Source organism: Dyadobacter sp. HNCC25DJ186 (assembly GCF_056895235.1).
In genome coordinates, this window is record NZ_JBXHAS010000007.1 from 185,273 (window position 1) to 208,009 (window position 22,737).

Here is a 22,737-nt window from a genome sequence, read left to right on the forward strand (position 1 = left end):
GAAATGAATTATCAAATTTTTAATCGTTCTAACTCATTACGCACAAATTGCATGAGTTCGGTGATGTATTCCCTGGAAAAATCAAACGGAATATTTGCCGCTGCATATATTTCAGTAATTGGCGCAGTGTAACCTAGTTTGAGCGCATCAAGATATCCTTTCAGGCCTTCTTCCGGATTTTCGCGGTAGTTTTTCCAAACACCGATCGCGCCTAATTGTGCAATACCGTATTCTATATAGTAAAATGGAACTTCATAAATATGAAGCTGACGCTGCCATAAATATTTCCGGAATGATTCCAGCCCTGACCAGTCCAATACTTCATCCGTAAATTCTTGGTAAATTCTTACCCAGGCATCGGTTCGTTCGTCAGCGGTATGCGTCGGGTTTTCATACATCCAGTGCTGGAATTTATCAACGGTCGCAACCCAGGGAAGGGTTTCTATGATAGATTCCAGATGCTGGATTTTTGCCCGGCGAAGGTCGTTTTCGTTATCAAAAAATTCATCCCAAAAATCCATCGTAATAAGCTCCATCGACATAGAAGCCAGTTCAGCAACTTCTGATGGCGTATGCTTGAATGAATTTAGGGCAAGATCCCGCGTAACCAGCGAGTGAACAGCATGGCCGCCTTCATGCAGCAAAGTGATCATATCGCGAAGGTTGGATGTCGCGTTCATGAAAATAAACGGAACTCCGATTTCTTCCAATGGATAATTATAGCCGCCCGGCGCTTTTCCTTTCCTTGATTCCAGATCCAGATGTTTCATGTTTTTCATGATCTGGAGGCACTTCCCAAGAAATGGATCAAGACGGCTGAAACAACGGATTGTTTTATCAAGCAACTCTTCACCACTGTTAAATGGTTTCAATGGAGCCAGCCCTTTTGGGTCAACTTTCGTATCCCATGGACGAAGTTGGTCAACTTTTAAAGCACTTTTCCGGTTATTGGCCATATCATTTAACAACGGCGCAACGGCTTCTTTCACCGAGGCGTGAAAGTTAAAGCAATCTTGTGGCGTGTAATCAAAACGGCCCATTGCCGCGAACATATAGTCGCGATAATTATCAAATCCAGCGTTTTTTCCAACCTGATCCCGCAGGGTTACCAATTTATTTAATAATTCATCCAGCGCTTCATGATCCTGGTAACGTCTTTCCGCTACTGCGTGCCAAGCCTCTTCACGAACTGCTCTGTCCGTGGACTGCAGGCGGTCTGATGCTTTTTGCAAAGTCATTTCTTCGCCATCGAGCGTGACCGTCATAGCACCTGCAATGGCACCGTAACGCCGTTCTTCGGTTTGCATTTCCGTTTGCAGCGGAATATTCTCTTCGCGGAATAATTCAATGGCTTTTTTCATACCACGAATTGTAATCGAAAACCCCTGATCTGTCAGCTCGTTCAGGTATTTACTTTCCACAGCTTTTTTATCCAACTCATTTCCATATTCTGCAAGTTTTGGCTGAATTTCTGTAATGAAAAACTGCAACGCGTTGATCAAGCCTGTGTTTGCAGTATCACAAGTCTGGCGGATATATCTCCATGCAAAATTTTCTGACAAATATGATTCAAGTTCACTCCGGTCTAAAAACCACTGACGCAGGTCTGAAACAGAATTTATTTCCCGGGCTTTTAGATTATCATAAAACGGCTGAAGATCGCCCCAGCTTTTCAGATCAAATTCTTCTCCTATAAAAACCCGTTCAGACCGGGCCAATGTGCTAGTTTCCTGATTTATCATCTTTCCTTTGATTGTGATAATTATATCTTCAAAGGTAAGGGGGAATTGCCTGAAAGTGAAATGGACGTAATTTCTTCCACTTCAAATGACCCGATTATTTTATCAGAAAGTGTCATGGAAAATGTGCCGGACTGAATTGATTGGTTGGATAAATCATTTTGAACTAGTCCGTATATAATTGAAAACGGATCGCAAGGCCATACGAATTCGTCCTCATAAACTTCATTTCTGTTGATGGCGATCATTCCCAGCTCAAAGCGGGCAATAATTGAGGTGAGACCAATTGTGTTTTTCGAAAGCCAGGACAAAAAGTGCGGACCGATTTCTTCGATAAACGAGGAGTGATTGTTGGCCTGAAAGTATCGTGCAGTGGTCGTTTCCATTTGCCCGGTAGCTTTTAGAAACCGGGAAGTGAAAAAGCAGTATCGTTCCAGATGATTTTGGCGCCACCATAATGCAATCGCGCGAACGAGTTGTAGATTTGGTGATTTCGCTACAGAGTGAAAATAAGCTTCATCCCCACATTCCGGCAAATAATTGTCTTTTACAAGACCAAGTATCTTCTTTTGAAGATCAGCAAGTGGCAGGTGATTTTTCATAAAACAGAACTTTTAATTTTTTAAGTTCATTTAGAATGGCTTCTTGCCCGACGCGGTCAACAAACTCGTCAAGTAATTCATAGGTGATCGCTTCCAGGTTTTGTGGTTGGTAGCGTTCTATAACCTGGTGGGTTAAGTCAAGGGTGGCATCGCTCGTAAGCCCGGCGTGGATGTCTGTCATGAAGCCGCTGTCCATAAAACCACTGGCGATATGAAATTCTTTGATATGATTGAAATTCAGCTCATTAAGGAATAATTCGATATTCAATCCATGATTAAAGGCATCACATTCCAGATTGTATATGTCGAGAATCAGACCACATCCTGTACGTTCACAAATTCTGTTCAGAAAATCTGCATGTGAATAATTACTATGATATTCCGGAATAAGGCTGACCACATTTTCCAGCAAAAAGGGAATGTTGTAACGATCCTGAATTTTATCAACACGATCGCATACCATATCAAGTGTTTCAGCATTTCGGGGTAACGTGACCATGGTGCCCAGATTTACGCCGTCAACATACATATAAGCCAGGTGCTCGCTATGCCATTTTAAGTCAAGATTTCTAAAAAGTTCGTCCAGAAGATTCAGATAGTTTTTCGAAACACCGTCGTAAGAGCCGATTGATAAACCGACGCCATGAACCAGAAGGTCAATTTTGTCATTAACTCTTTTTAGTTCTTCAAGCTTTTCAGGATTAATACTGGCCACTCCTTTTCGAGAAGTGGCCAGAGAATCGGGACTGAATTCGAGGTAGTCTACAACGGAAAGAAGTTTTTCCAGAAAATCGGGACGGCCTCCTTCATAAGTAGTTCCAATCTTGATCCGTTTCATCAGAATGGTTGGTTGACCTCGATACCATTCAGAATTTTGAAATCGACGACGGATTCCAGTTTTAATGCTCTACCGAATCGCTCACGATCGATCAGGATATCATCGATTCCAATGAAGAGGTCCCGTCCACCTAGTCCACAGGCGGCACATCCGCTTTCTTTGTAAATTCTTTCCAAAATTTCGTTGATCTGATCTTTGGTCACGGACGGACGAACCTTAACGGCCAGTGTTGTTTTACTGGCTGTCAGTTTGCTGGTAATTGCTTGATCTACCATAATAGTAAGAGTTTAACAGATAAAATCTGGCAATGTTTAAAAGGAAATTGCCTTACCCCAACATTATTGCACACTGGCCGGAAAGGCTGGGAAGCGATAATGTAGAAGCTTAGTCGTCGGCGAAAGCTATTTTGGTAACATGATTTTAGAATTTTTTTTATCTGTTGAATAGAAACATTTTTATAATCCTTAAACTGCTGATACATAGTTGTTAAAAACACTTGATTTTACGTATATTTCCATCAAGTATCCGCCTAGCACTATGCCATTCTTTCAAAAAAAGTTCTCTGATGATGATCTGATTGAGGGGATTTTATCCGACAACGGCCAACGCCGCTTTTCTGAAAATCGCCTTTACGAAAAATATATGTATCTGATCCGCGGAGGTGAGTGGAAACATAAGCTTTCGCATGATGAATGCTCGATGGTTTATTCCGATACGATCCTTACGGTTATAGAAAACATTCAAAACGGGAACTTCAAGGGGCATTCTTCATTAAAAACGTATTTAAATCAGATCTTTTCTAACAAATGTGTTGACCTGCTGCGTAAAAATGCGACTAATCGTCAACAGATTCATCATGGCGAAACATTGGACGATTATGTCAATATGCTCCCCGACGAATCACGTGGCATTGTGCAGAGACTTATCGATCAGTATGATATAGAACTTTTACATAACCGGTTACGTGAACTCGGCGAGAAATGTCAGCAAATGATCAAAGCCTGGGGTGAAGGATATATGGATCAGGAGATTGCTGTTGAGATGGGTTATCAGTCGGCAGCCGTGGTGAAGACAAGTCGCCTAAGATGTCTTGAAAAGTTGCGCGATTTGTACAAAGGGGGTAAAAATGATTAGTGGCGAACAAATCAGATTATGGAAGAGCGAATAGACGATTATTTTAAGCAGCAGCTCCCAGAGCTGGAGCGGAAAAAGTTTGAGGAAGATTTGAAATCAAGTCCTGAACTGGCCGAATCTGTTGCGTTTTATTTGGTAACACAGGATGTTGCAAAACAGAATACCCGCGAAAAAGAGCTCATGGAGCGGCATGCAGCATGGCAAAAATTAGGTGTTGTTGAAACAAAAACAATGACCAGACAATTGATTTATTATGCTTCTGCGGCAGTCATCCTGATTGCTTTGGGACTTGGCTGGTTTTTCCTGAAATCAGGAACTCAGGACAGAGAATTGTTGGCGAGCGCATACGTCGAAAAAAACTTTTCAACGCTGAGTGTGCAGATGGATGCTGAGGCTGATAGCTTGCAGCGAGCTATTAATGCCTACAATAACGGTGAATATGGCAATGCCGAAAATCAGGTGGAAGTTATTTTGAAACGGGATCCTGAAAACGCCGAGGCACAAAAACTTGCAGGGATTGTTTCCCTTAAACTTAAAAATTACGACAAAGCGATTACCTACTTTCATCAGCTTGGAGAACAAGAAAATCTGTTCTCAAATCCGGGAAAGTTTTATGAAGCGATTGCTCATATTCAGCGAGGTTTGCCGTTAGATAAGAAATTGGCGGACAGCTTGTTGGAGGAGGTAATTGATAGTAACTTGGACGGAAAGGAGGAGGCTGTGAAGTGGGTAAAATAACAAATGCATACTTAAATTTAACCCCATCCCCAAATCATGAGTGCAAAACCTTTAAGAGCCGCTGTTCCCACAAGCCTATTGTCATATCTCAACAGTTTCGAGCGTGACAGAAACCACTATATCCTTGACCCGGAAGATGAGCGACGGGTCGTTGTCGCAAATCAACAAATATTCAAAGCTTCCACAAATGGCATAGAAAATACTTCTCTAAAAGTTGGAGATATTATTAGGCTTTTTCCAAAAGGTACGAAACTAGATGACGCCAGTAAAAGAGAAGAGGAGAAACAGGAAGAAATAGAAAGTAAAATAAAGGACGAAGTAGAAAGTAAAACAGAGGAAGAAGAAAGACTTAGGACAATAGAGGAAAAAAGAGAAGAGAGAATAGAACTTTTAGGTATTGAAGTTGTAGTTATAGGACAGAGTCTATGGCGTCCGGGGTTGCTATTGCTACAAGGAATAGATCTTCACAAGTTCAAGAGTGGGAGTTGGAAAAATCGCGATGAAGATATTGAATTTGAGACCATTGGTTGTAACATAGTAACGACAACTTCGGATTCCTTGCCACAAGCGCACGATCCGACCAGAACAAGTTATGGCGGTGTTCAGGCGCATGATCCTACAAGAACAAGTGATGGCTCTACAAGAAACATAGAAAATTTCTCGGAAGGGGTTTATACACATTTGGCTGTGGACCACTGCGTGCCTCTTACAGAATTTTGGTTAGGAAAAGCCAAAGAGCATAATGAAACTCACACAAACTCTCCAATAGTCGCAATCCTGGATACCGGAATAGATCTTCGATATGACTGGACCATGTCGGCATTTCCTGAACCCAACTGCCCGTTGTGGTTTAACGAAGAAGAAATCTCTCTCCCACTACAAAAAGACTTAATAGGCTGGAATTTCGTGGGGACCGGTAGTTTATTGAAGCCTTCCCAGCACAATAATCCTTTTGATGATGATGCTACCCACAAACACGGAACACGTATTGCGGCAATTTTGGCGCAACAATGCCAAAGGTATACAAAAACTGATCGATGTGACTATGAGAAAAATGTGGACGTGCGGTTAATGATTTTAAAAACACATGATTATCGGGGTATTGGCTTGCTGTTTGACATTTTTTGCGCTTTTGACTACGTACTTTATCATCCGGAGGTGGAAATCATCAATGCAAGCTGGGGGTTTTATGGAACTGAAGTTGCAGAGTTCACCACATATATGTACAAGTTTGAAAAAAGGAAAATCTGGTTTGTCGCCGCTGCAGGAAACAGCGGTGACTTTGAGGATAATTTCAGACCGCACGAATTGACTAAAAAATCTGATGCGGAGCATTATCCGGCTTGTTATAGTTTGGGATTCGAGAAGGTTCTTACGGTAACGACGGCTTTGTTCACTAGAAGAATTGATTCAAATGACGGATCGAAGTTATTTGAAATTCAGCCATATGAAAATTATTCAAAAAAATATGTCGACGTGGCAATTACAGCTGGTCGCGACGGCTCTTTTCCCGAGCCATTGAGACGAGTAGACCATGTAATAAGAGGTACGTCATACGCAACGGCCTATGCGATCGGAAAATTGGTGCGTTCCAATCATGTATCGGAAGGTAAAACCGAATTTTTAGGAGGTAACGTGTTTATTTCGCGTAGTAATAATCTGAGTAAATATGTAAGAAACGGTTGTTTTATAACCTCTGATGTCGATGAGGAAAAAGAACGAATTTAACTCGATTTTTTTTTCTGTATTAATATTGCTCTTTACCGGGCAAGTAGTTGCTCAATGCCCTGATTTTACAAAAATATGGCTCAATGTAAGTCAGCCGCTTGATCCGAATATCGACGACTCCGGCTTGGCAGCGCAGGACAAACTTTTGACTGATTGGTATAATCAATGGAAAGCCTGCGGTGCGAAGCCGGACTCAATTTTCGGTCTGCTTTTGCAGCGCCGGGGAGTTGTCAATTCGTGGACTAATCGTAAAAAGGAGGCTTTGAATTTTTACGAAATGGCGAATGCTGTTTTTTCGAAACCTCAGGGAGACACCAGGATAAGTTCTAAACCCAAGGTGCAGTTTTTGATTGGAGAATGTTATTTGTATGCCAACGAATATATAAAAGCCGAGTCAATATTTGAAGCTATTGTAAGATCAAAAACGGATAATAGTCATCGGAACTTTCAGGTAAAAAGCTACCTCAAACTGGCCTACATCAACAATTCGTCGGGTGATTATGAAAAAGCACTTATTGCATTGGAAAAAGGTATTTTACTGGCAAATGGTATGCAAGATTCGTTTGCGGCACTTGAATTGTCGATAGAAAAAGTTTACTCTTTCCATAAATTAAAACGATACAAAGAGTCTAACGCTATTGCGTATGGAGCGATAGCGTTAGCAAAAAAATTGAACCGTCCTAATGAGCAAATCAGTACTTATGAATATTTGGCAACAAATTATAGTTCGATCAATAAGTTAGATTCAGCAATTCATTTTTACAATAAAGTTATACGCCTTTGTGAGCTTCAGAAGCAGAAAGTCCCGGTTTATTTATACACAAACATGGGTTATATGTATTTCTCGGCCGGACAATATGACAATGCCACAGAGTATTATAACAAATCGTTACCTGTACAGATTGATCCATACCATAAGGCACTCGTCAATTATGATATTGCTATGGCGGTGTCAAAGAAGAAGGAATGGACTAAGGCACTGAGCTATTTTGATAAGGCGTTTTTATTATTAAATCTTACTTCATCAGGCTCAAGATCAAATAATCCACCTGCTTCATTAATGAAGATTGCAGCCAGAAAGGAATATTTACTTACCATGGTGATGGATAAGGGAAATATATTATTAAGCTATGCAAAAGATAAAAACACATCGAAGAAAGAATTGAAATATGCGCTCAAAACGTACATGTTGGCAGATACAATGATTGACTACATGCGTTGGGAACATACTGGAAAAGTATCGAAACTTTTTTGGAGGGACAATACAAAAAGGATGTATGAAAATGCCATTGAGACTTGTTATTTATTAAATGATCCTGTTAATGCTTTTCATTTCTTCGAAAAGAGCAGGACGGTTTTGCTTAATGACCAATTGAACGAGCTTGGAGCAAACCAGCAGTTGACTGAAAAGGACGCGGAAAAAGAAAAATTGATCAAACAAAAACTGGCAAATCTTCAAATTAAGTTAAGCGAAACGAAGTCTGATTCGAAAGAATATGCCACTATCAGAAGTGAATTGTTCAACGCGCAGGATGAACAGCAAACATTTATCCAACAGTTGGAAAAGCACAACCCGCAGTATTACGCTTATAAATACAATAACCGGGTGCCGGACTTGAAGGATTTAAGAACGAAGGTAATCCCCGAAGGTCAGACTTTTATTTCTTATTTCGTAGGTGATAGTGCTGTATATGGTTTGGGTATTAGCTTGAATAAAAGCATTTTAAAACGAATAAGTATTAAAGAATATTTGCAGTATACACAAGAGTTTCAAAACCTATTAGGTAGCAGACAAAAGCAAAACAAAGAATTTGGAAGTTATCTGGCGGTTTCGAACAAGTTGTATCAACTATTATTTTCACCTTTTGCTGTTGAGGCAGATCGCATCATCATTTCTCCTGATGGTAATTTTTTGCCGTTCGAGAGTTTAAGTTTTTCCCCTTCCAAGCCGGAGTTTTTGGTTCGGAAATATGCGTTTAGCTATACATATTCTGCGGGATTTCTGACTAAAACGACACGGCAGAAAAGTGCTTTACCTTCGACAAATACATTTTTAGGTATTGCTCCGGTTACCTTTTCGCCAAAACTTAAACAAGCATCTTTGCCCGGATCAGAAATTTCTTTGAAGGCGATCAGCGAACATTTCTATTTCCCTAAAATGCTCACCGAAGCAAATGCGTCCCGTAAAGCTTTTTTGGAGGAGCTCTCAGATTATAAAATTATACAGCTTTTGACCCACGCAAGCGCAGATAGTTCTGATATTGAGCCAACCTTGTATTTTGCTGACTCGACGTTGAGGCTATCAGAACTTCCGTCTTCTGTACTATCAAAAACGCAATTAATGGTTTTGTCAGCCTGCCGTACCGGTGTCGGGAAAAACCAAAAAGGTGAAGGCGTTTTTAGTCTTGCAAGAGGTTTTGCTGGTATCGGTATCCCCTCAACGCTCACAACCTTATGGAGTGTAGAAAATAAAGCTATTTATGAGTTGACTGAATTGTTCTACAAGCAGTTGGATAAAGGGCTTCCTTTGGATTTGGCATTACAGAAAGCTCAGATCGAATGGCTGAATACGGCTTCGAAAAGCGATCAGTTGCCGTATTCCTGGGCAGGAATGGTATTGGTTGGCAATACCGAGCCGGTTGAAACAGGAATTGGCCAGGTTGGTATTTACATTTTTAGTCTTGCAATAGTTGTGTTGATTCCTGTTATGTTACGCAAGAGGCGACAAAGGTCTGTAAGCAGCAAAGTAACTGGTTCATTTACCAATTAACAGCCGCGTATTGCATTATGGCTTGAATAGCCTGTTTGGTCAATTGCGGATGTGCCGAAAGCAAATGCATTTCACAGCCTGACACTTTTAACTGGTTATTTACCAGCCTCTTGTGTAACATCCGTCAAATTGTCCGTTACAATATTCTCCGTTTCTCTAACATTTGCGAAAGCATAATTCATTTTGTCGCGATCGAACTCTTTCTCATTGTTAGCCAGCCAGATCGTCGCCACACCGTTCCCGATAATGTTGGTGATCGCACGCGCTTCTGACATGAAGCGGTCAACGCCTAGTAATAAGGCCAGACCTTCCAGTGGGATAACTTTTATGGCTGTCAACGTGGAAGCAAGCACGACAAATCCACTGCCCGTAACGCCGGCCGCTCCTTTGGAGGTAACCATCAAAATACCAATAACAGAAAGGATTTGTCCTGCTGTCAAATGAACATTAAATACCTGCGCCAAAAAAATCGTGGCCATGGAAAGATATATGGTTGTTCCATCCAGATTGAATGAATAACCCGCCGGAATCACTAATCCTACAACAGGTTTTGAACATCCCATACGTTCCAGTTTTTCCATGACAGATGGGAGAGCAGCCTCAGACGAAGAGGTTCCTAAAACGATAAGCAACTCTTCACGAATATATTTCAGATAACCCCACATACTGATTTTGTACGAGCGAAGGATTAATCCTAAAACACCGAAAATGAAAATGGCCATGGTCAGATAAACCGTTCCCATCAGTTTTGCCAATGGTAGTAAAGTATGTATTCCGTATTTTCCAATTGTGAACGCCATTCCTCCGAAAGCACCGATCGGAGCGAAAATCATTACAATATGCAGAGCTCTAAAAACGTATTTGGAAGCATAACTGAGCCATTTTATGATTAGATCCTTACCCGAATATTTGCTCAGAACGGTACCCAGAACCAGCGAAGCAACGAGAACCTGCAAAGTGACATTATCCAGAAAAAATTGAAGCCAGCTGAAATCATGCACTTTGGAGGCATACGCCGAGATATCACCTTTTTGAAGATTTGTAGTCACCACGCCATCGCCGGGCCGAAGAATATTGGCGACGATTACGCCAACGATAAGTGCCATGGTTGTTACAACTTCGAAATAAAGAAGTGCTTTTGCACCAACCTTACCGACTTTTTTCAAATCACCCATGCCAATAATCCCCAGGGTGATGGTCAGGAAAATGATGGGATTGATGAATAATTTGACGATTGAGATAAAACCTTTGCCCAGGACATCCATTTTTACTGCGGTTTCAGGATCATAATGACCCAGCAACGCCCCGGCAGTAATGGCAGTAAGAACCCAGAATGTCAGGTTGGTAAATAGCTTCTTCAATTTTACGAATGTTTAGGAATTAAGAGTTACGGGAAAAACTTTCGTTGCGGCGATTCAAAAGATTTCGGATGGTAGTCAAGATACGATATAAAAGCACTTTTCAATAAGTAGAAGGGACAGAAAACTATTTTTTTATTATTGTTTATACTTGGTCTAAATAAAATTGTATATTTGTCAGCATAAACTTTTGACAAAATAGATTTCCGAACTATTTAAAAGATCTCAGGGCACTTAATTCAAGCTACTTATGCATAATTCCTCGCACGATTATTCGTCATTGCGGATTTTAAGTCAGTCGAAAAACGGTTATATAGGTCAGTGCCGCTGCTGCGATCATTACAATTTTGTATTTGGGAATGCGCTTTTCATTTTTTCGGAAGATGGCCTGAACGGATTTCATTCAGTCCTCTACGACGAGCATCAATTTCACACGATGAACACTGCTTTGCCGCATGGCAGAAACCATCTTTTGCCATCGCCCATCCCGAATTTTATGCTCTCGTTCAATGATGAGGAAGTCGAAGAGATAAAAGGACTTTTTCAGGAAACGCTGCTTGCATTAGAGATCGACCAGATATTTTCACGTAAAAAAGAATGAATACAATCATGCGTACAACAACTTTATCCAAAGTGATTTCTGTGTTGGTTCTCAGCTTTTTTCTGCTGCTAGATCCTAAGCTGGGTATTGCGGCGAAACCCCAGCGTATCGTTTCAGTTAGTGGGACTTTGAGCGAAATTCTGGTTGGTTTAGGTCTGGAATCACAAATTGTGGGGGTGGATGTTACGAGTACTTATCCAGCCTCGCTGGAAAAGTTGCCGAAAGTAGGACATAACAGAAGCATTTCAGCAGAGGGAGTTTTAGCGTTAAACCCGGATGTGATCGTTACGAGCGATCAGAGCATGATGTCTGCAAATGTGCTTAAACAGTTGAATAGTACCGGAAAAAAGGTTGTCACCTTTAAACAGGAATTTTCTGAGGAGGGCACAATTAATCTGATACGGGAGATGGGAGCGTATTTTAATGCCAAACCGCAGGCTGAAAAAATGATTAAATCTTTAAAGTCGGATATGGCAAAACTTCCAAAAACAGCTGCTCCCAAAAAACTGCTTTTCATCTATGCGAGAGGAACAGGGACTTTAATGGTTTCAGGAAAAAATACATCGCTGGACAAAATGTTCTCCTTAATCGGCCATAAAAATGCAGTAACAGATTTTACAGATTTCAAGCCCTTAACTTCCGAATCACTACTGGCTGCAAATCCCGACGTGCTTGTTTTATTTTCAAGTGGTTTGGAAAGTGTTGATGGAATCGATGGATTGTTGAAAGTGCCCGGTATTGCGTATACTAATGCAGGGAAAAATAGAAAAATTGTGTCAATGGATGGCCAGTATCTTACCGGCTTTGGTCCGCGTTTGGGAAAGGCTGCTTTGGAACTAGCGCAAAAGGTCAGGTAATGTTTGTAGAAGAAACGATAACTAAAGAAGAGACCAAAGTATCTCAAAAAGCAGGTCAGGATTTTAAAAAGCCGGTTTCGCCGGGTTGGGTTATCCTGATCTTGGGTGTTGCGTTACTGGTTTGCGGATTATTTTCCGTGAGCACAGGGGCATTACAAATCTCTTATGCTGAGATAGCAGGAATTGTTGCCAATAAAATTGGCCTTATTGAGACGCCGGTTTTGGAAGAGCAAAAATCAATCGTTTTCTGGGTGATCCGTCTGCCGAGAGTTTGTCTGGGAATATTGGTAGGAGCGGGTTTAGGCATCGCCGGAGCCGCTTTGCAAGGTCTGTTTCGAAATCCGATTGCAGACGCGACATTGATTGGGGTTACTTCCGGTGCCTCGCTTTTTGCGGTGATTGTGATCATGATCAACATAAAAGTTTTCGGAATTATCAATGAATATGCCGGTGCCTATACACTTTCTTTCGCAGCTTTTGTCGGTGCGGCGCTGACAACACTGATCGTTTATCAGCTTTCCAAAATGACAGGCGATGGTGGCGTGACGACGATGCTCTTATGTGGCATTGCGATCAACGCTTTTGTCGGCGCGCTGACCGGTCTTATGACTTATCTGGCAACGGATGAACAATTGAGAACAATAACTTTCTGGACGCTGGGTAGTCTGGGCGGAGCAAACTGGACGACTGTTATTGCTGTTGCTCCGTTTGTAGGTATCAGCATTATATTTATGCCTTACCTAGCAAAATCTCTGAATCTTCTGGTTTTAGGCGAAAGCCAGGCCGCTCATTTGGGGGTAAATATGAAGATTTTAAAACGGTCGGTTATCATATTGGCAACGCTCGCTGTCGGTTCTTCGGTGGCCGTAGCTGGAACAATAGGGTTTGTCGGACTGGTGGTCCCGCACATTATTCGAAGTGTTTTCGGGCCAGATAACAGATATCTTCTTGTAGGTTCTGCCTTTGGCGGGGCGATCGTGCTGACGCTGGCCGATACGATTTCAAGAACGATTGTTGCTCCGGCAGAACTCCCGATTGGTATCCTCACTGCCATTTTAGGCACTCCATTTTTCCTTTATCTTCTTTGGAATCAAAAACGCAGCCGTGTATGATGAAGGTTGAGAATATTCAGTTTGCGGTGAAGAATAAGTCTCTTTTGGAGAATATCAGTTTCGAGGCAAAGCCGGGTGAGTTTTGGGCGATTGTTGGCGCGAACGGTGCCGGGAAATCGACATTGATGAAACTTTTGGCCAAAGAATTATCGCCAACAACCGGTAAAATTTCTCTCCGGGGGAAAGATTTAAAAAGGTATAATTTAAGAGAACTGGCGCAAAAAAGAGCAGTACTGGCGCAGCAAAATGTCATCACGCTTTCCTTTACTGTACATGAAATCGTTCTGATGGGCCGTTATCCTTTTTATGACTCCAAGCCGTCGCAGCGGGATTTGTCAATCGTTGATCATTGTCTGCGAAAAGTAGGAATTATCCATTTTAAAGACAGGTTATACCCGACGCTTTCGGGAGGTGAACAACAGAGAGTTCAGTTAGCCAGAACTTTGGCACAGATCTGGGAAGTGAAAGAAGGGCTTATTTTGCTGGACGAACCTACTTCCGGAATGGATTTGCTACACCAGTATGAAACCTTTCAGCTCGCCAGAGAAATGACGCAAAAAGGGTATGGAGTTATTGCAGTGGTTCATGATCTGAATTTTGCCCTGCAATATGCAGACCGTATTTTGATGTTGAAAAATGGTAAAATGTTTGCGATCGGAACACCTGCCGAAGTTCTTACAGGTGACCATATCCGGGATGCTTTTGGTGTTTCGGTCAGAATAATCCAGCCGGATGATACGCCCTTCCCGGTGATCATTCCTGAGGGCAGTCCTGTTGTTATGATTTAAATAAATTCGAATAAAATAAATATCTCCGTATCAAATAACCATTCACTATGAAGACATTAGTAGCGTCTAACCGTGCGGCCCTGAAAGAAAGCTGGGCAGAATTTAAAGTCCAAAATCCTAAGACACGCATTCGTGACGCGGCAAGGGAATTGGATACAACGGAGGCAGATTTGCTGGCCACTGGGCTTGGTGACAATATAATTTTGCTCGAAGGAGATTTTCGTGAATTACTAAAAGAAATTCAATCGCTGGGTTATGTGATGGCACTTACGCGTAATGACCACGTGGTACATGAGCGCAAGGGTGTTTATGAAAATGTGTCTTTCAATAATCATGTCGGTTTGGTTTTAGGTCCGGATATTGACCTGCGACTATTTCTTGGCGACTGGAAGTTTGGTTTTGCGGTTCATGAGGGAGATCGTTACAGCTTGCAGTTTTTCAATAGTTTCGGTGATGCGGCACATAAAATTTACCTGACTGAGCAAAGCAACAAAGAAGCCTATGACGCTTTGGTAGAAAAATACCGTGCAGCAGATCAGGACGGAATGGCATTAACGGCCACGAAGCCAGAGAAAAAAGCGGAGGAGCCGGCCGGTGACATTGACACAGCAGCATTTCAGTCAGAATGGTTGAATTTGAAAGATACGCATGAGTTTTTCGGACTTTTACGTAAATACAAATTATCAAGAAAAGAAGCACTTCGCCATGCGCCGGAAGGATATGCTTATCAGATCAAACCCGAAAGTATGAAAGCTGTTTTTGATGCCGCTTCGGAAACAGCATTGCCGATTATGGTTTTTGTATCAAATCCAAACTGTATTCAAATCCATACCGGACCGATCAACAAGATATTCGTTATGGGTCCCTGGCTGAATATTATGGATCCGGCCTTCAACCTGCATCTGCGTGAAGATGCAATCGATGAAGCGTGGGTTGTTAGAAAACCAACAGAAGACGGGATTGTTACGGGTATTGAACTGATTGATAAAGAAGGTGTTATGTTTAATCAGTTTTTTGGAAAACGTAAACCAGGTTCACCGGAACTTGCTGCGTGGCAAGAGCTGGTTGAAAAAGCGGTCATCAAAAAATAAGAGTTTAAACAATATTAAAGACAATATATAATTTCGCCATAGTGATTTAAATGGGCTGTCTCGTTTCGGGACAGTCCTTTTTTATATCGATTCTGGGATGGTTTTTACCGGTTGGACGCCGAAAAAGCCGTCCGACCGGAGGCCCGTCCGACGGTTTTTTCTACCGTCGGACGGGTAACAAAAGGTGTAAATACCAAATTGTTGCGTCCATTGCGAAAACCATTGCGCCTATTGCGTTAAAAAAGACCTTATTCAACCCTCAACTTCCCTCCCCCCGAATAACTCCGATACTCCCCCTCATACATCGCATCCGCTGCTGCCGGGCCAGCTAAAAATGTTCCTTTTGAAACAACCCTGACCTGATAATAAAATGATTTTTCCCTTTTCTCAGCCGTTGTAAAAAAGTGGATCCTGTCATCACGGATATCGAAATAAGTTGGTATGGCTGCGTTTTTGATCCAGGGCATATCACGAGGATCAGTGAGCCGGGGGTTTTCAATTTCAAAACCAGCGGGCAACAAATCAGTAACAACAACATTTTCAATGGGTAAACCACTAGTACTCAAAAGTGACAATTTTACTACAACCAGATCATTCTGGTGTAAAATTGTTACCGGTTTTCCATCCCTGGTCAAATATTGTCTGCGGATACTCATTCCCAGATCTTCCTGCGTAAATGCCCCTGTTGAAGACATCCCTTCAGATTGTGAAAACCAATATAAATCGCCTTTCCCCTGGGTTGAGACAGTCAGTTTCTGGTTATTAATACCTTTGGCGAGTTTTAACTCCTTACCATCAAAACCTGCCATTTTTTTACCATTGACGCTAACTGAGCCGGTAACCGTGGAAGCGGAAGTTTTCTTCGCAATTTTCCCCAGTGCCAAAACTGCAAAACTTGCCTCCTGTGTATTGATGTATGGAGTGGAATTAATTGCAGCTGAAAGTTGGCGCCCTAGTGATGTTATTTGCAGATTGTCACCATCGGTTTCCAATAAAGTATTCAAAACCAGTCCCAGATTTCTCAGCGGAGAAGAATAACTATCATCGGAGACCATGCTTCCATTTTGATAAGCATAATTTTTCGGTAAAATGGCTCCGAAACTCCGCGTATCGCCAATTAATTGAAATGCTCCTGCCAGTAAATAACGTGCGTCCAGGGTCAGCAACTGAATATTTTGTTTATAATAATTCATTGCTGCCCGGTTAGGAGATCCGGCCAGGGCAAGTACGTATAAAGAATAAACAGCTTCTCTTCGGGCGACCGTTTTTCGGACCTGCGAAACAGATTCTTTTGGCAAACTGTTATTCGTACTGGCAATAGCAATTTCTCGTGTTGCAGTTGTGCCGGTTTTAGACGTGAGATAATCGATTGATTTACTGAGTGTTTTAGGATTTATTTCGAACCCTGCCCTCCGTGCTTCTTCCATAAAATGAACGGCATAAGCGGTTGTCCACCAGTCTTCGGTTAAGGAGCCTGGCCACATGATCGCGCCCCCGTTAAACAACTGCTGCGACTCAATTTTACGAAGAGCCTGCTGAACATTGGTAACCGGGTTAAAATCGCTTTCTCCTGTTTTGACCAGATAAACCGGCGTTGCCATGGCTTTTGTCAAGTCGGCAAAGTAGAGTTGCGGGAATGCTTTTGAAATAGTTTGTTCCAGACAGCCATAAGGGTAACCCAATAATGTCGATAAAGCTTTTCCCCCGCCGGCAACCAAAGGTGAGCGGCTTAATATAACCTGGCTGCTGCTGGTCGCCGGAATAAAGTTATTTGCAAGATTTATTGCTCCTTGCTGCCCACCGGCGATCAATCCCGAGCTGCTTGTTTTTAATAAAGGGGAAGCCGGGCGAACGGTGATATCCGTTTGCTGTGTGAATGTTTCCCCAAACGCATTCACTTTTACAGTCACTTTTCCAATACCAATTGCCTGTGCGGCTTTTAAAGAAAATATTGCTCTTGATTCTTTTCCCGCAGGAATAACAATTTTCTGAACGATCGGTGCGGTTCCGGTATTCAGCGGACCGCTCACTTGTAAAGTAACCGTGGCATTCGTTGATTTTTGTTCTGTATTACTGATATTTACAGGTAAAACAAGCTCGTCGCCCGGGCTTAAAAAGCGGGGTAATCCTGCACTGATCACCACAGGGTCAGCAACTTTCATATTTTTTGTAGCCGATCCAAAAGCGTTATCCTTGTAAGCAACAGCCATTATTCTCAAATCTCCGCTGAATTGTGGAATGTTGATATCAAAGGTGGCTTCTCCGCTCCCGTTTGTCATTAATTGACCGCTCCAAAAAGAAACCAGCTCCGTTCTTCCATTGCTTAACGGATTAATACGTTTTTCAAGATCATAACCATCACCGCCAAAACTGGACGTACCGGAAATGTTTAATTCTGGGAATAACAAGGCATATAAATTATGACTGGAAACTTCCAAGGCGCGTTTTTGATAAAAATATCCGTGAATATCCGGCGTCTTGAAATTCTTGATCTGTAAAATTCCCTCGTCCACAACTGCTATGGTCACCTGTGTATTGGGTTGCGTTTTAACACGGATTTGCTGTTTGATTTTTGATCGTGATTTATCCACAGACGTTATCGAAACTGCCAGATTTCGCTTTGCATCTTCCACCAAAACGGGAATAAAACCATTGGCGACGGTTAGCGGAAGATCTGAATTATCAAGCGGACGGATCAGCGTTGCGGTAACAAAAACGTTAGGCAAATGCTCTTCTTTCAAACTAATTTTCAATTCCGCTGCTTTTTTTTCTGTCGTCAGAACATGGTGCTCCAAAACATGATTTCGCTCGACAGTAACCAATAGTCTTCCGTCAAATGGAGTTTTAAACAATACTTTCGCCGTTTCGCCGATTTTATACTTTGGCTTATCAGTTTCCATCAAAACTCTGCCTTCGTTACTCACCTCGAAGGAAGAGTATTGCGTGAAACCGGAGCCATAAGCGTAAAAATTGGCGACACTGTAATGGGTTGCATCTGGCCTGCGGATTCTCACTTCATATTCACCCGAAACAGTCGGGACATAACGAAATGTATTCCGCCCGTTGGCCAAATTCAACAGGTTTGAATAAACGACTTTTTCACTTTTTCTTGATGTATAGGTGAGCTGCTCATTTTTCTTTTCCACCACAGTCTGATATTCCAGGCGAACAACTTCTACTTTTGCTTTTATACCGTTTTGCAATGTTCCTTTGCTATTAACACCCACAACCTCAATCGGAATCGGCGCATTTACACCGACATAAGAATCGGGCAGATGAATGCCATAAAAGGTGTTTTGTGTGAAAACTTCAAAATGATGCAGACGATTTACAGGGCGGCCATTTTCATCAAAAACGGTCACGTAAATCTTTCCTTCCAAAACACCTATATCTTTCAGTGCGGCAGTCAACGGGAATCTCTCTGTTGCCTGCCCCTGTTCATTGGTTATGCCTTGCCTGCGCTCTTTTTCAAAAGTTGTTTCAGCAGGAATATCGAAGGTATATTCAGGATATGCAGGTGCAGAAAACGATTTTCTTTTCAGCTGCGATTCCATTTCGTAGGTCCGGTTACTGGCAGGCGGACCGAATAAATTCAAAGCCGTAGCAGTCAGTGAGATCGTAGCTCCGGATACATATTCTTTTTGCGCACCGCTCAGATCAACCCTGATCCTGTCGGGCATAAATTCTTCAACATTTACAGATTGTGACGCCAATAATACGTCGTTGGCATTGTAAACTTCCAGCACATAAGTTCCCGTCAGCGCGGAGGTTTCCATTGCAACTTCTGTTTCGACTGCGCCTTGCTTGTTTGTACTTTTTCGCCACGTACGAAATTCTCTTCCATTGGGTGTGACCAAACGTAATTTTAACGGAATTTCCGCCGCAGTATGCCAGTTTTGATTTCGTACTACTGTATTAAAATGGAGTGTCTCGCCGGGCCGGTACATATCGCGCTGCCTGTATATAAAGGCCTGCAAACCAGAAGTATTATCCCGAAGCCCTTCCACTTCGAAGCGGGAGGTTTCGACGCGCGTATCTTCTAAAAGCAAATAATTGAAATCTTCTTTACTGCCCGCGGTAAGCATGGCCAGCTTAAATCCGGGTGCTTTTTCACTTAATTTATCTATATGAGCAATCCCATCTCCGTCTGTCGTCGCAGTATAGACGGACTGGTTATTGCTGCTGATTAACGTAATTTCAAGGTTCGAAAGCGGTTCATTGGTTTTGATTGAATTCGCAAAAACCCATAGCTCATCTTTTGCCTGTTTCGCAATCAGACCGATATCGGATATAGAAACCAGTTTAGTCGCGCCGAGGTAAGCTTCTTCCTTCGAATTTACTGAAACCAGATAAATGCCACGGCGGCCATTATCATCGGGTAGCGCAATATTTAATGCAGAAATTCCTTTCGTTTTAGGTAAATTTTCTGTTTCAACAACCTTATTGACAATCACATCGCTGAAATTTCCTTCATCGTCGCCGTTGTAGTTGAAAGTCCCGGTGGCTTTCCACTCTTCGCCAACATATCCGTATTCCTCCCATCGATTGGATCGGACATAATTGAGAATGTTATTGGCATAAAGTTTTGAAATTTTAACCTGCACTTTTGGTACGTTCACAATCTGGACGCCCATGTTTTTTGAACCTTTCGGTGTCATATAAAGTGCTTTTTTGTTGACGAAGGATATACCAGCCGGCATTTTTCCGAAGAATAGATCACGCGAAGTTTCCTCTTCCAAACTTTTACCAAGGACACCTTTCAGGTTTTTATTGATTAAAAGGGCATACGTATCGGTTTCATTAAAATCGCCTCGCAGAATAAATCCATTCTCTGTTACCTCACTTGTAACTGTCGCTGTCGGGTTTAATGAGAAACCATTTTCGATACTTTCCCGGACAATTTCCTGGGTTGTAATAATTCTGATAAAAGCGGAATTATTTTCAAAACCGGTTTTGATATCTGATACTTCCAGATGAAGCGGAGAAGGTATACTTGACGTTGTTTCAAGTACCTCCTGGGTTGTATACGTCGTATTTTGTGCTTTGAGACCTTTGTCCAGTTTAATGATAAGTGGAACGGAATTATTATCGGCGCCTCCTGTATTTGACAAACCCAACACCACATTTTCACTTTCAGCCGAGGGTAAAAGTTTATACGAAACAGTGTTGTCCTCAATCAATAATTTCAATCGTTCAGCAACCTGCTGGGTATTGACAGGATAATTGAAGATTAATTTCACGCGGGCTTCCTGTCTTCCGGTTTCTTTGGAAAGTGTCCACCAGCTTTCAGTGTCAATCAGTTGGAGGTAAGGTGTGTGAAAGCTGATCGCTTCGCCGGAAACATCATACTTTTTATCCGTTTTTGATTGTTTTAATAAAGCGTCTGTGAGTTTGGCCTTATAATCTGTTGCAGAAGCAAAACCTGCAACTGGCGAAAATACCAGCTCATTTGGCGCTGACCATTTAAATTTTCCTCGCACAGCAGGCTCAAAATTTATATACTGCGTGGAATCCCAGTCATTCAGCTGATTTTCCGAAACAAGATCTTTGTTAAAAGTAAAAACCAAATTTTGCGACTGACCGATCTCCTCCTTAAAGTTTGTCCCGGCAATCTTTACTTCATTAAGGGACGAGCAGCTGTTGAAAAAATACGAGAGAACGAGAATAGAGGATAGTAAAAGAAACGAGATTTTTCTCATGAGGATTTTAACGAAATTTTCAGACTAACAGGATTTGCTACCGGCAATAACGTTTTTTTATTCCAAATCAGGATATAAAAAACGGATGATTTTTTTAAATAAAAACCATCCGTCTAATTTAGTTGAATTCGTAAGAAATAAGATTCTGATCCGTTGAGAAATGTATATACGGCAGTTGTTATTTTTCAAAAAGCCTGCATCACTTCTTCAATTGGTTTTGCTCCTTCAAAATAAGATAAAAGACGCATCAGAATGCCTTCAACAACGGCATCCGGGCAGGAAGCGCCGCAGGTCAACATAATTTTTACAGGAGATTTTACAGGAAGATAATTTTCAGAAACTACTTCCTCTTTGGTATGGAGGTTAAAATGTCTGATCAGTTGTTTATCCAGAATTTTGTTAACTGATTCGATAAAATATGTTGGAAGTTTGGCCTCACAAAGTTCTACCAGGTGAGAGGTATTAGAACTGTTGTAACCACCTGCAACAATTACCAGATCCGCCGGATGTGTCAGCAAAGCATAGGTTGCATCCTGATTATCATTGGTCGCATAACAAAGCGTGTCCCGCGTATTGGCAAAACGCGTTTCCACTTCTTCTGGCCGAAGTTTGTAATGTTTTGTCATTACATTTTTCAAATAATCTGCAATGCCTTGTGTATCAGAGGCCAACATCGTCGTCTGGTTCACGACGCCAATGCGCTGTAAATCTTTTTCAGGATTAAATCCTTCTGAAAACTGGCCTTTAAAATCCTCGAAGAATTGTTGTGTGGGTAATTCGCCGGTAATGTAGGAAGCCAGGCGAATGGTTTGCGCCATATCTTCAACGACAATCGTCGGCGCATTTTCTTTGCTATGGGAAAAAGTAGCACGTGTTTCCTCATGAAATGGTTTCCCATGAACAACGATTGAATAATCTTTCTCGCCAATCTGCGCAGCGCGATTCCAGACTTTTTCAACGAACGGACAAGTTGTATCGTAGATATATGAATTGATTCCAAGCTCATTCAGCTTTTGCTGGTTTTCGACTGTTGTACCAAACGCCGGAACGATCACAATATCAGCCGGCGTAAGTTCTTCCCAGGGAATGAGTTGTTTTCCTTTTGTATCCATAATGAATTTGACACCACGATCTGTCAGGTCGCGGTTCACATCGGGATTATGGATCATCTCGCTTAACAGGAAAATTCTCTTGTCAGGATTTTCTGAAATGGCCTTATAAGCGATATCAATGGCGTTTTCGACACCATAACAAAAACCGAAATGGCGTGCGATGAGAAACTGTACCGGTCCGAAATCGAGCACCGTTGGCGTGAAATCACGTTTCAGTTTATCGTTTTTACGACGGAATTCCTTGATCGGTGTGATAATTTGGCTCCGGTAAAAATCGGGTATGTTAAACGTCTTCATTTACAGTTTCGGTAGATTACAATAAACAAAATAGACCATTTTTAAGCAATAGTCAAAGCCGGAGCTTTTCTTTTTAGTAACAAATGGGAGATTGGCTTTGTTCAAAAGGCAGTCGGCTTTCGGCAGTCGGCTTTCATAATGTTGCTAAAAACGGAATTTTAATGGTTGTAAGCCGATTGCTGGCAGCTGATAGCCGATGGCCGCCAAATTATTTTGTACCTTGATGCAACATCTGTATTCTTTTTTGTCTCTTTGATTCAGACGTTCAAATCT

At 41.9% G+C, this 22,737-nt stretch carries 16 protein-coding genes; 9 read left to right on the forward strand and 7 right to left on the reverse strand.

Annotated features, from left to right (window positions below):
• Nucleotides 1-11: 11 nt before the first annotated feature.
• The 4 genes from AC1XUO_RS20685 to AC1XUO_RS20700 are packed head-to-tail and all read right to left on the reverse strand — an operon-like array spanning nt 12 to nt 3,454.
• Nucleotides 12-1,742, reverse strand: coding sequence for a M3 family oligoendopeptidase (locus tag AC1XUO_RS20685; RefSeq protein ID WP_483331674.1), 1,731 nt, complete (start codon nt 1,740-1,742; stop codon nt 12-14).
• 20 nt (nt 1,743-1,762) lie between these two features.
• On the reverse strand, nt 1,763-2,341 hold the full coding sequence (locus AC1XUO_RS20690; protein WP_483331675.1) for a hypothetical protein: 579 nt from the start codon (nt 2,339-2,341) through the stop codon (nt 1,763-1,765).
• Nucleotides 2,316-3,179, reverse strand: a complete 864-nt coding sequence (locus AC1XUO_RS20695) for an MbnB/TglH/ChrH family RiPP precursor modification enzyme (RefSeq protein WP_483331676.1) — start codon at nt 3,177-3,179, stop codon at nt 2,316-2,318. Before AC1XUO_RS20695 ends, AC1XUO_RS20690 begins: the two co-directional genes overlap by 26 nt.
• Nucleotides 3,179-3,454, reverse strand: coding sequence for a hypothetical protein (locus AC1XUO_RS20700; protein WP_483331677.1), 276 nt, complete (start codon nt 3,452-3,454; stop codon nt 3,179-3,181). Before AC1XUO_RS20700 ends, AC1XUO_RS20695 begins: the two co-directional genes overlap by 1 nt.
• A 262-nt stretch (nt 3,455-3,716) precedes the next feature.
• Here AC1XUO_RS20700 and AC1XUO_RS20705 point away from each other — a divergent pair, with 262 nt between their 5' ends.
• The 4 genes from AC1XUO_RS20705 to AC1XUO_RS20720 are packed head-to-tail and all read left to right on the forward strand — an operon-like array spanning nt 3,717 to nt 9,549.
• Nucleotides 3,717-4,313, forward strand: coding sequence for an RNA polymerase sigma factor (locus AC1XUO_RS20705; protein WP_483331678.1), 597 nt, complete (start codon nt 3,717-3,719; stop codon nt 4,311-4,313).
• Nucleotides 4,314-4,331: 18 nt separating this feature from the next.
• On the forward strand, nt 4,332-5,051 hold the full coding sequence (locus AC1XUO_RS20710; RefSeq protein WP_483331679.1) for a hypothetical protein: 720 nt from the start codon (nt 4,332-4,334) through the stop codon (nt 5,049-5,051).
• Nucleotides 5,052-5,087: 36 nt separating this feature from the next.
• Nucleotides 5,088-6,779 (forward strand): S8 family serine peptidase, encoded by a 1,692-nt coding sequence (locus tag AC1XUO_RS20715; protein ID WP_483331680.1) that lies wholly within the window; start codon nt 5,088-5,090, stop codon nt 6,777-6,779.
• A complete protein-coding gene (locus tag AC1XUO_RS20720) occupies nt 6,757-9,549 on the forward strand; it encodes a CHAT domain-containing protein (protein WP_483331681.1) in 2,793 nt (930 codons plus the stop codon). The genes AC1XUO_RS20715 and AC1XUO_RS20720 overlap by 23 nt, the downstream gene beginning before the upstream one ends.
• A 95-nt stretch (nt 9,550-9,644) precedes the next feature.
• On the opposite strand, the gene AC1XUO_RS20725 is transcribed toward AC1XUO_RS20720, so the two are convergent.
• Nucleotides 9,645-10,910 (reverse strand): cation:dicarboxylate symporter family transporter, encoded by a 1,266-nt coding sequence (locus AC1XUO_RS20725; RefSeq protein WP_483331682.1) that lies wholly within the window; start codon nt 10,908-10,910, stop codon nt 9,645-9,647.
• Between the two features lie 247 nt (nt 10,911-11,157).
• Here AC1XUO_RS20725 and AC1XUO_RS20730 point away from each other — a divergent pair, with 247 nt between their 5' ends.
• The 5 genes from AC1XUO_RS20730 to AC1XUO_RS20750 are packed head-to-tail and all read left to right on the forward strand — an operon-like array spanning nt 11,158 to nt 15,356.
• Nucleotides 11,158-11,508 (forward strand): DUF6686 family protein, encoded by a 351-nt coding sequence (locus AC1XUO_RS20730; RefSeq protein WP_483331683.1) that lies wholly within the window; start codon nt 11,158-11,160, stop codon nt 11,506-11,508.
• A gap of 8 nt (nt 11,509-11,516) precedes the next feature.
• The gene (locus tag AC1XUO_RS20735; RefSeq protein ID WP_483331684.1) at nt 11,517-12,365 is read left to right on the forward strand and encodes a heme/hemin ABC transporter substrate-binding protein; all 849 of its coding nucleotides are present in this window, start codon (nt 11,517-11,519) and stop codon (nt 12,363-12,365) included.
• Entirely contained in the window at nt 12,365-13,477 is a 1,113-nt protein-coding gene (locus AC1XUO_RS20740) for a FecCD family ABC transporter permease (protein ID WP_483331685.1), read from the forward strand. Before AC1XUO_RS20735 ends, AC1XUO_RS20740 begins: the two co-directional genes overlap by 1 nt.
• Nucleotides 13,474-14,265, forward strand: a complete 792-nt coding sequence (locus AC1XUO_RS20745; RefSeq protein WP_483331686.1) for a heme ABC transporter ATP-binding protein — start codon at nt 13,474-13,476, stop codon at nt 14,263-14,265. Before AC1XUO_RS20740 ends, AC1XUO_RS20745 begins: the two co-directional genes overlap by 4 nt.
• Before the next feature lie 47 nt (nt 14,266-14,312).
• Nucleotides 14,313-15,356, forward strand: coding sequence for a hemin-degrading factor (locus tag AC1XUO_RS20750; protein ID WP_483331687.1), 1,044 nt, complete (start codon nt 14,313-14,315; stop codon nt 15,354-15,356).
• 248 nt (nt 15,357-15,604) lie between these two features.
• Here AC1XUO_RS20750 and AC1XUO_RS20755 read toward each other — a convergent pair whose 3' ends face one another.
• Together AC1XUO_RS20755 and AC1XUO_RS20760 are read right to left on the reverse strand one after the other, a co-directional pair.
• Nucleotides 15,605-21,055 carry an alpha-2-macroglobulin family protein gene (locus AC1XUO_RS20755; protein WP_483331688.1) on the reverse strand — a complete coding sequence of 1,817 codons (5,451 nt, stop codon included), beginning with the start codon at nt 21,053-21,055 and terminating at the stop codon, nt 15,605-15,607.
• 185 nt (nt 21,056-21,240) lie between these two features.
• Nucleotides 21,241-22,464 (reverse strand): 4-hydroxy-3-methylbut-2-enyl diphosphate reductase, encoded by a 1,224-nt coding sequence (locus tag AC1XUO_RS20760; RefSeq protein ID WP_483331689.1) that lies wholly within the window; start codon nt 22,462-22,464, stop codon nt 21,241-21,243.
• Nucleotides 22,465-22,737: the final 273 nt, after the last annotated feature.

Bases quoted from the DNA above. Each gene is read 5' to 3' on its own strand.
- AC1XUO_RS20710 (WP_483331679.1), top strand. From the start codon at position 4,332: ATGGAAGAGCGAATAGACGATTATTTTAAGCAGCAGCTCCCAGAGCTG.
- AC1XUO_RS20730 (WP_483331683.1), top strand. From the start codon at position 11,158: ATGCATAATTCCTCGCACGATTATTCGTCATTGCGGATTTTAAGTCAG.
- AC1XUO_RS20745 (WP_483331686.1), top strand. From the start codon at position 13,474: ATGATGAAGGTTGAGAATATTCAGTTTGCGGTGAAGAATAAGTCTCTT.
- AC1XUO_RS20750 (WP_483331687.1), top strand. From the start codon at position 14,313: ATGAAGACATTAGTAGCGTCTAACCGTGCGGCCCTGAAAGAAAGCTGG.
- AC1XUO_RS20735 (WP_483331684.1), top strand. From the start codon at position 11,517: ATGCGTACAACAACTTTATCCAAAGTGATTTCTGTGTTGGTTCTCAGC.
- AC1XUO_RS20700 (WP_483331677.1), bottom strand. From the start codon at position 3,454: ATGGTAGATCAAGCAATTACCAGCAAACTGACAGCCAGTAAAACAACA.
- AC1XUO_RS20715 (WP_483331680.1), top strand. From the start codon at position 5,088: ATGAGTGCAAAACCTTTAAGAGCCGCTGTTCCCACAAGCCTATTGTCA.
- AC1XUO_RS20690 (WP_483331675.1), bottom strand. From the start codon at position 2,341: ATGAAAAATCACCTGCCACTTGCTGATCTTCAAAAGAAGATACTTGGT.
- AC1XUO_RS20740 (WP_483331685.1), top strand. From the start codon at position 12,365: ATGTTTGTAGAAGAAACGATAACTAAAGAAGAGACCAAAGTATCTCAA.
- AC1XUO_RS20695 (WP_483331676.1), bottom strand. From the start codon at position 3,179: ATGAAACGGATCAAGATTGGAACTACTTATGAAGGAGGCCGTCCCGAT.
- AC1XUO_RS20755 (WP_483331688.1), bottom strand. From the start codon at position 21,055: ATGAGAAAAATCTCGTTTCTTTTACTATCCTCTATTCTCGTTCTCTCG.
- AC1XUO_RS20705 (WP_483331678.1), top strand. From the start codon at position 3,717: ATGCCATTCTTTCAAAAAAAGTTCTCTGATGATGATCTGATTGAGGGG.
- AC1XUO_RS20720 (WP_483331681.1), top strand. From the start codon at position 6,757: ATGAGGAAAAAGAACGAATTTAACTCGATTTTTTTTTCTGTATTAATA.
- AC1XUO_RS20685 (WP_483331674.1), bottom strand. From the start codon at position 1,742: ATGATAAATCAGGAAACTAGCACATTGGCCCGGTCTGAACGGGTTTTT.
- AC1XUO_RS20760 (WP_483331689.1), bottom strand. From the start codon at position 22,464: ATGAAGACGTTTAACATACCCGATTTTTACCGGAGCCAAATTATCACA.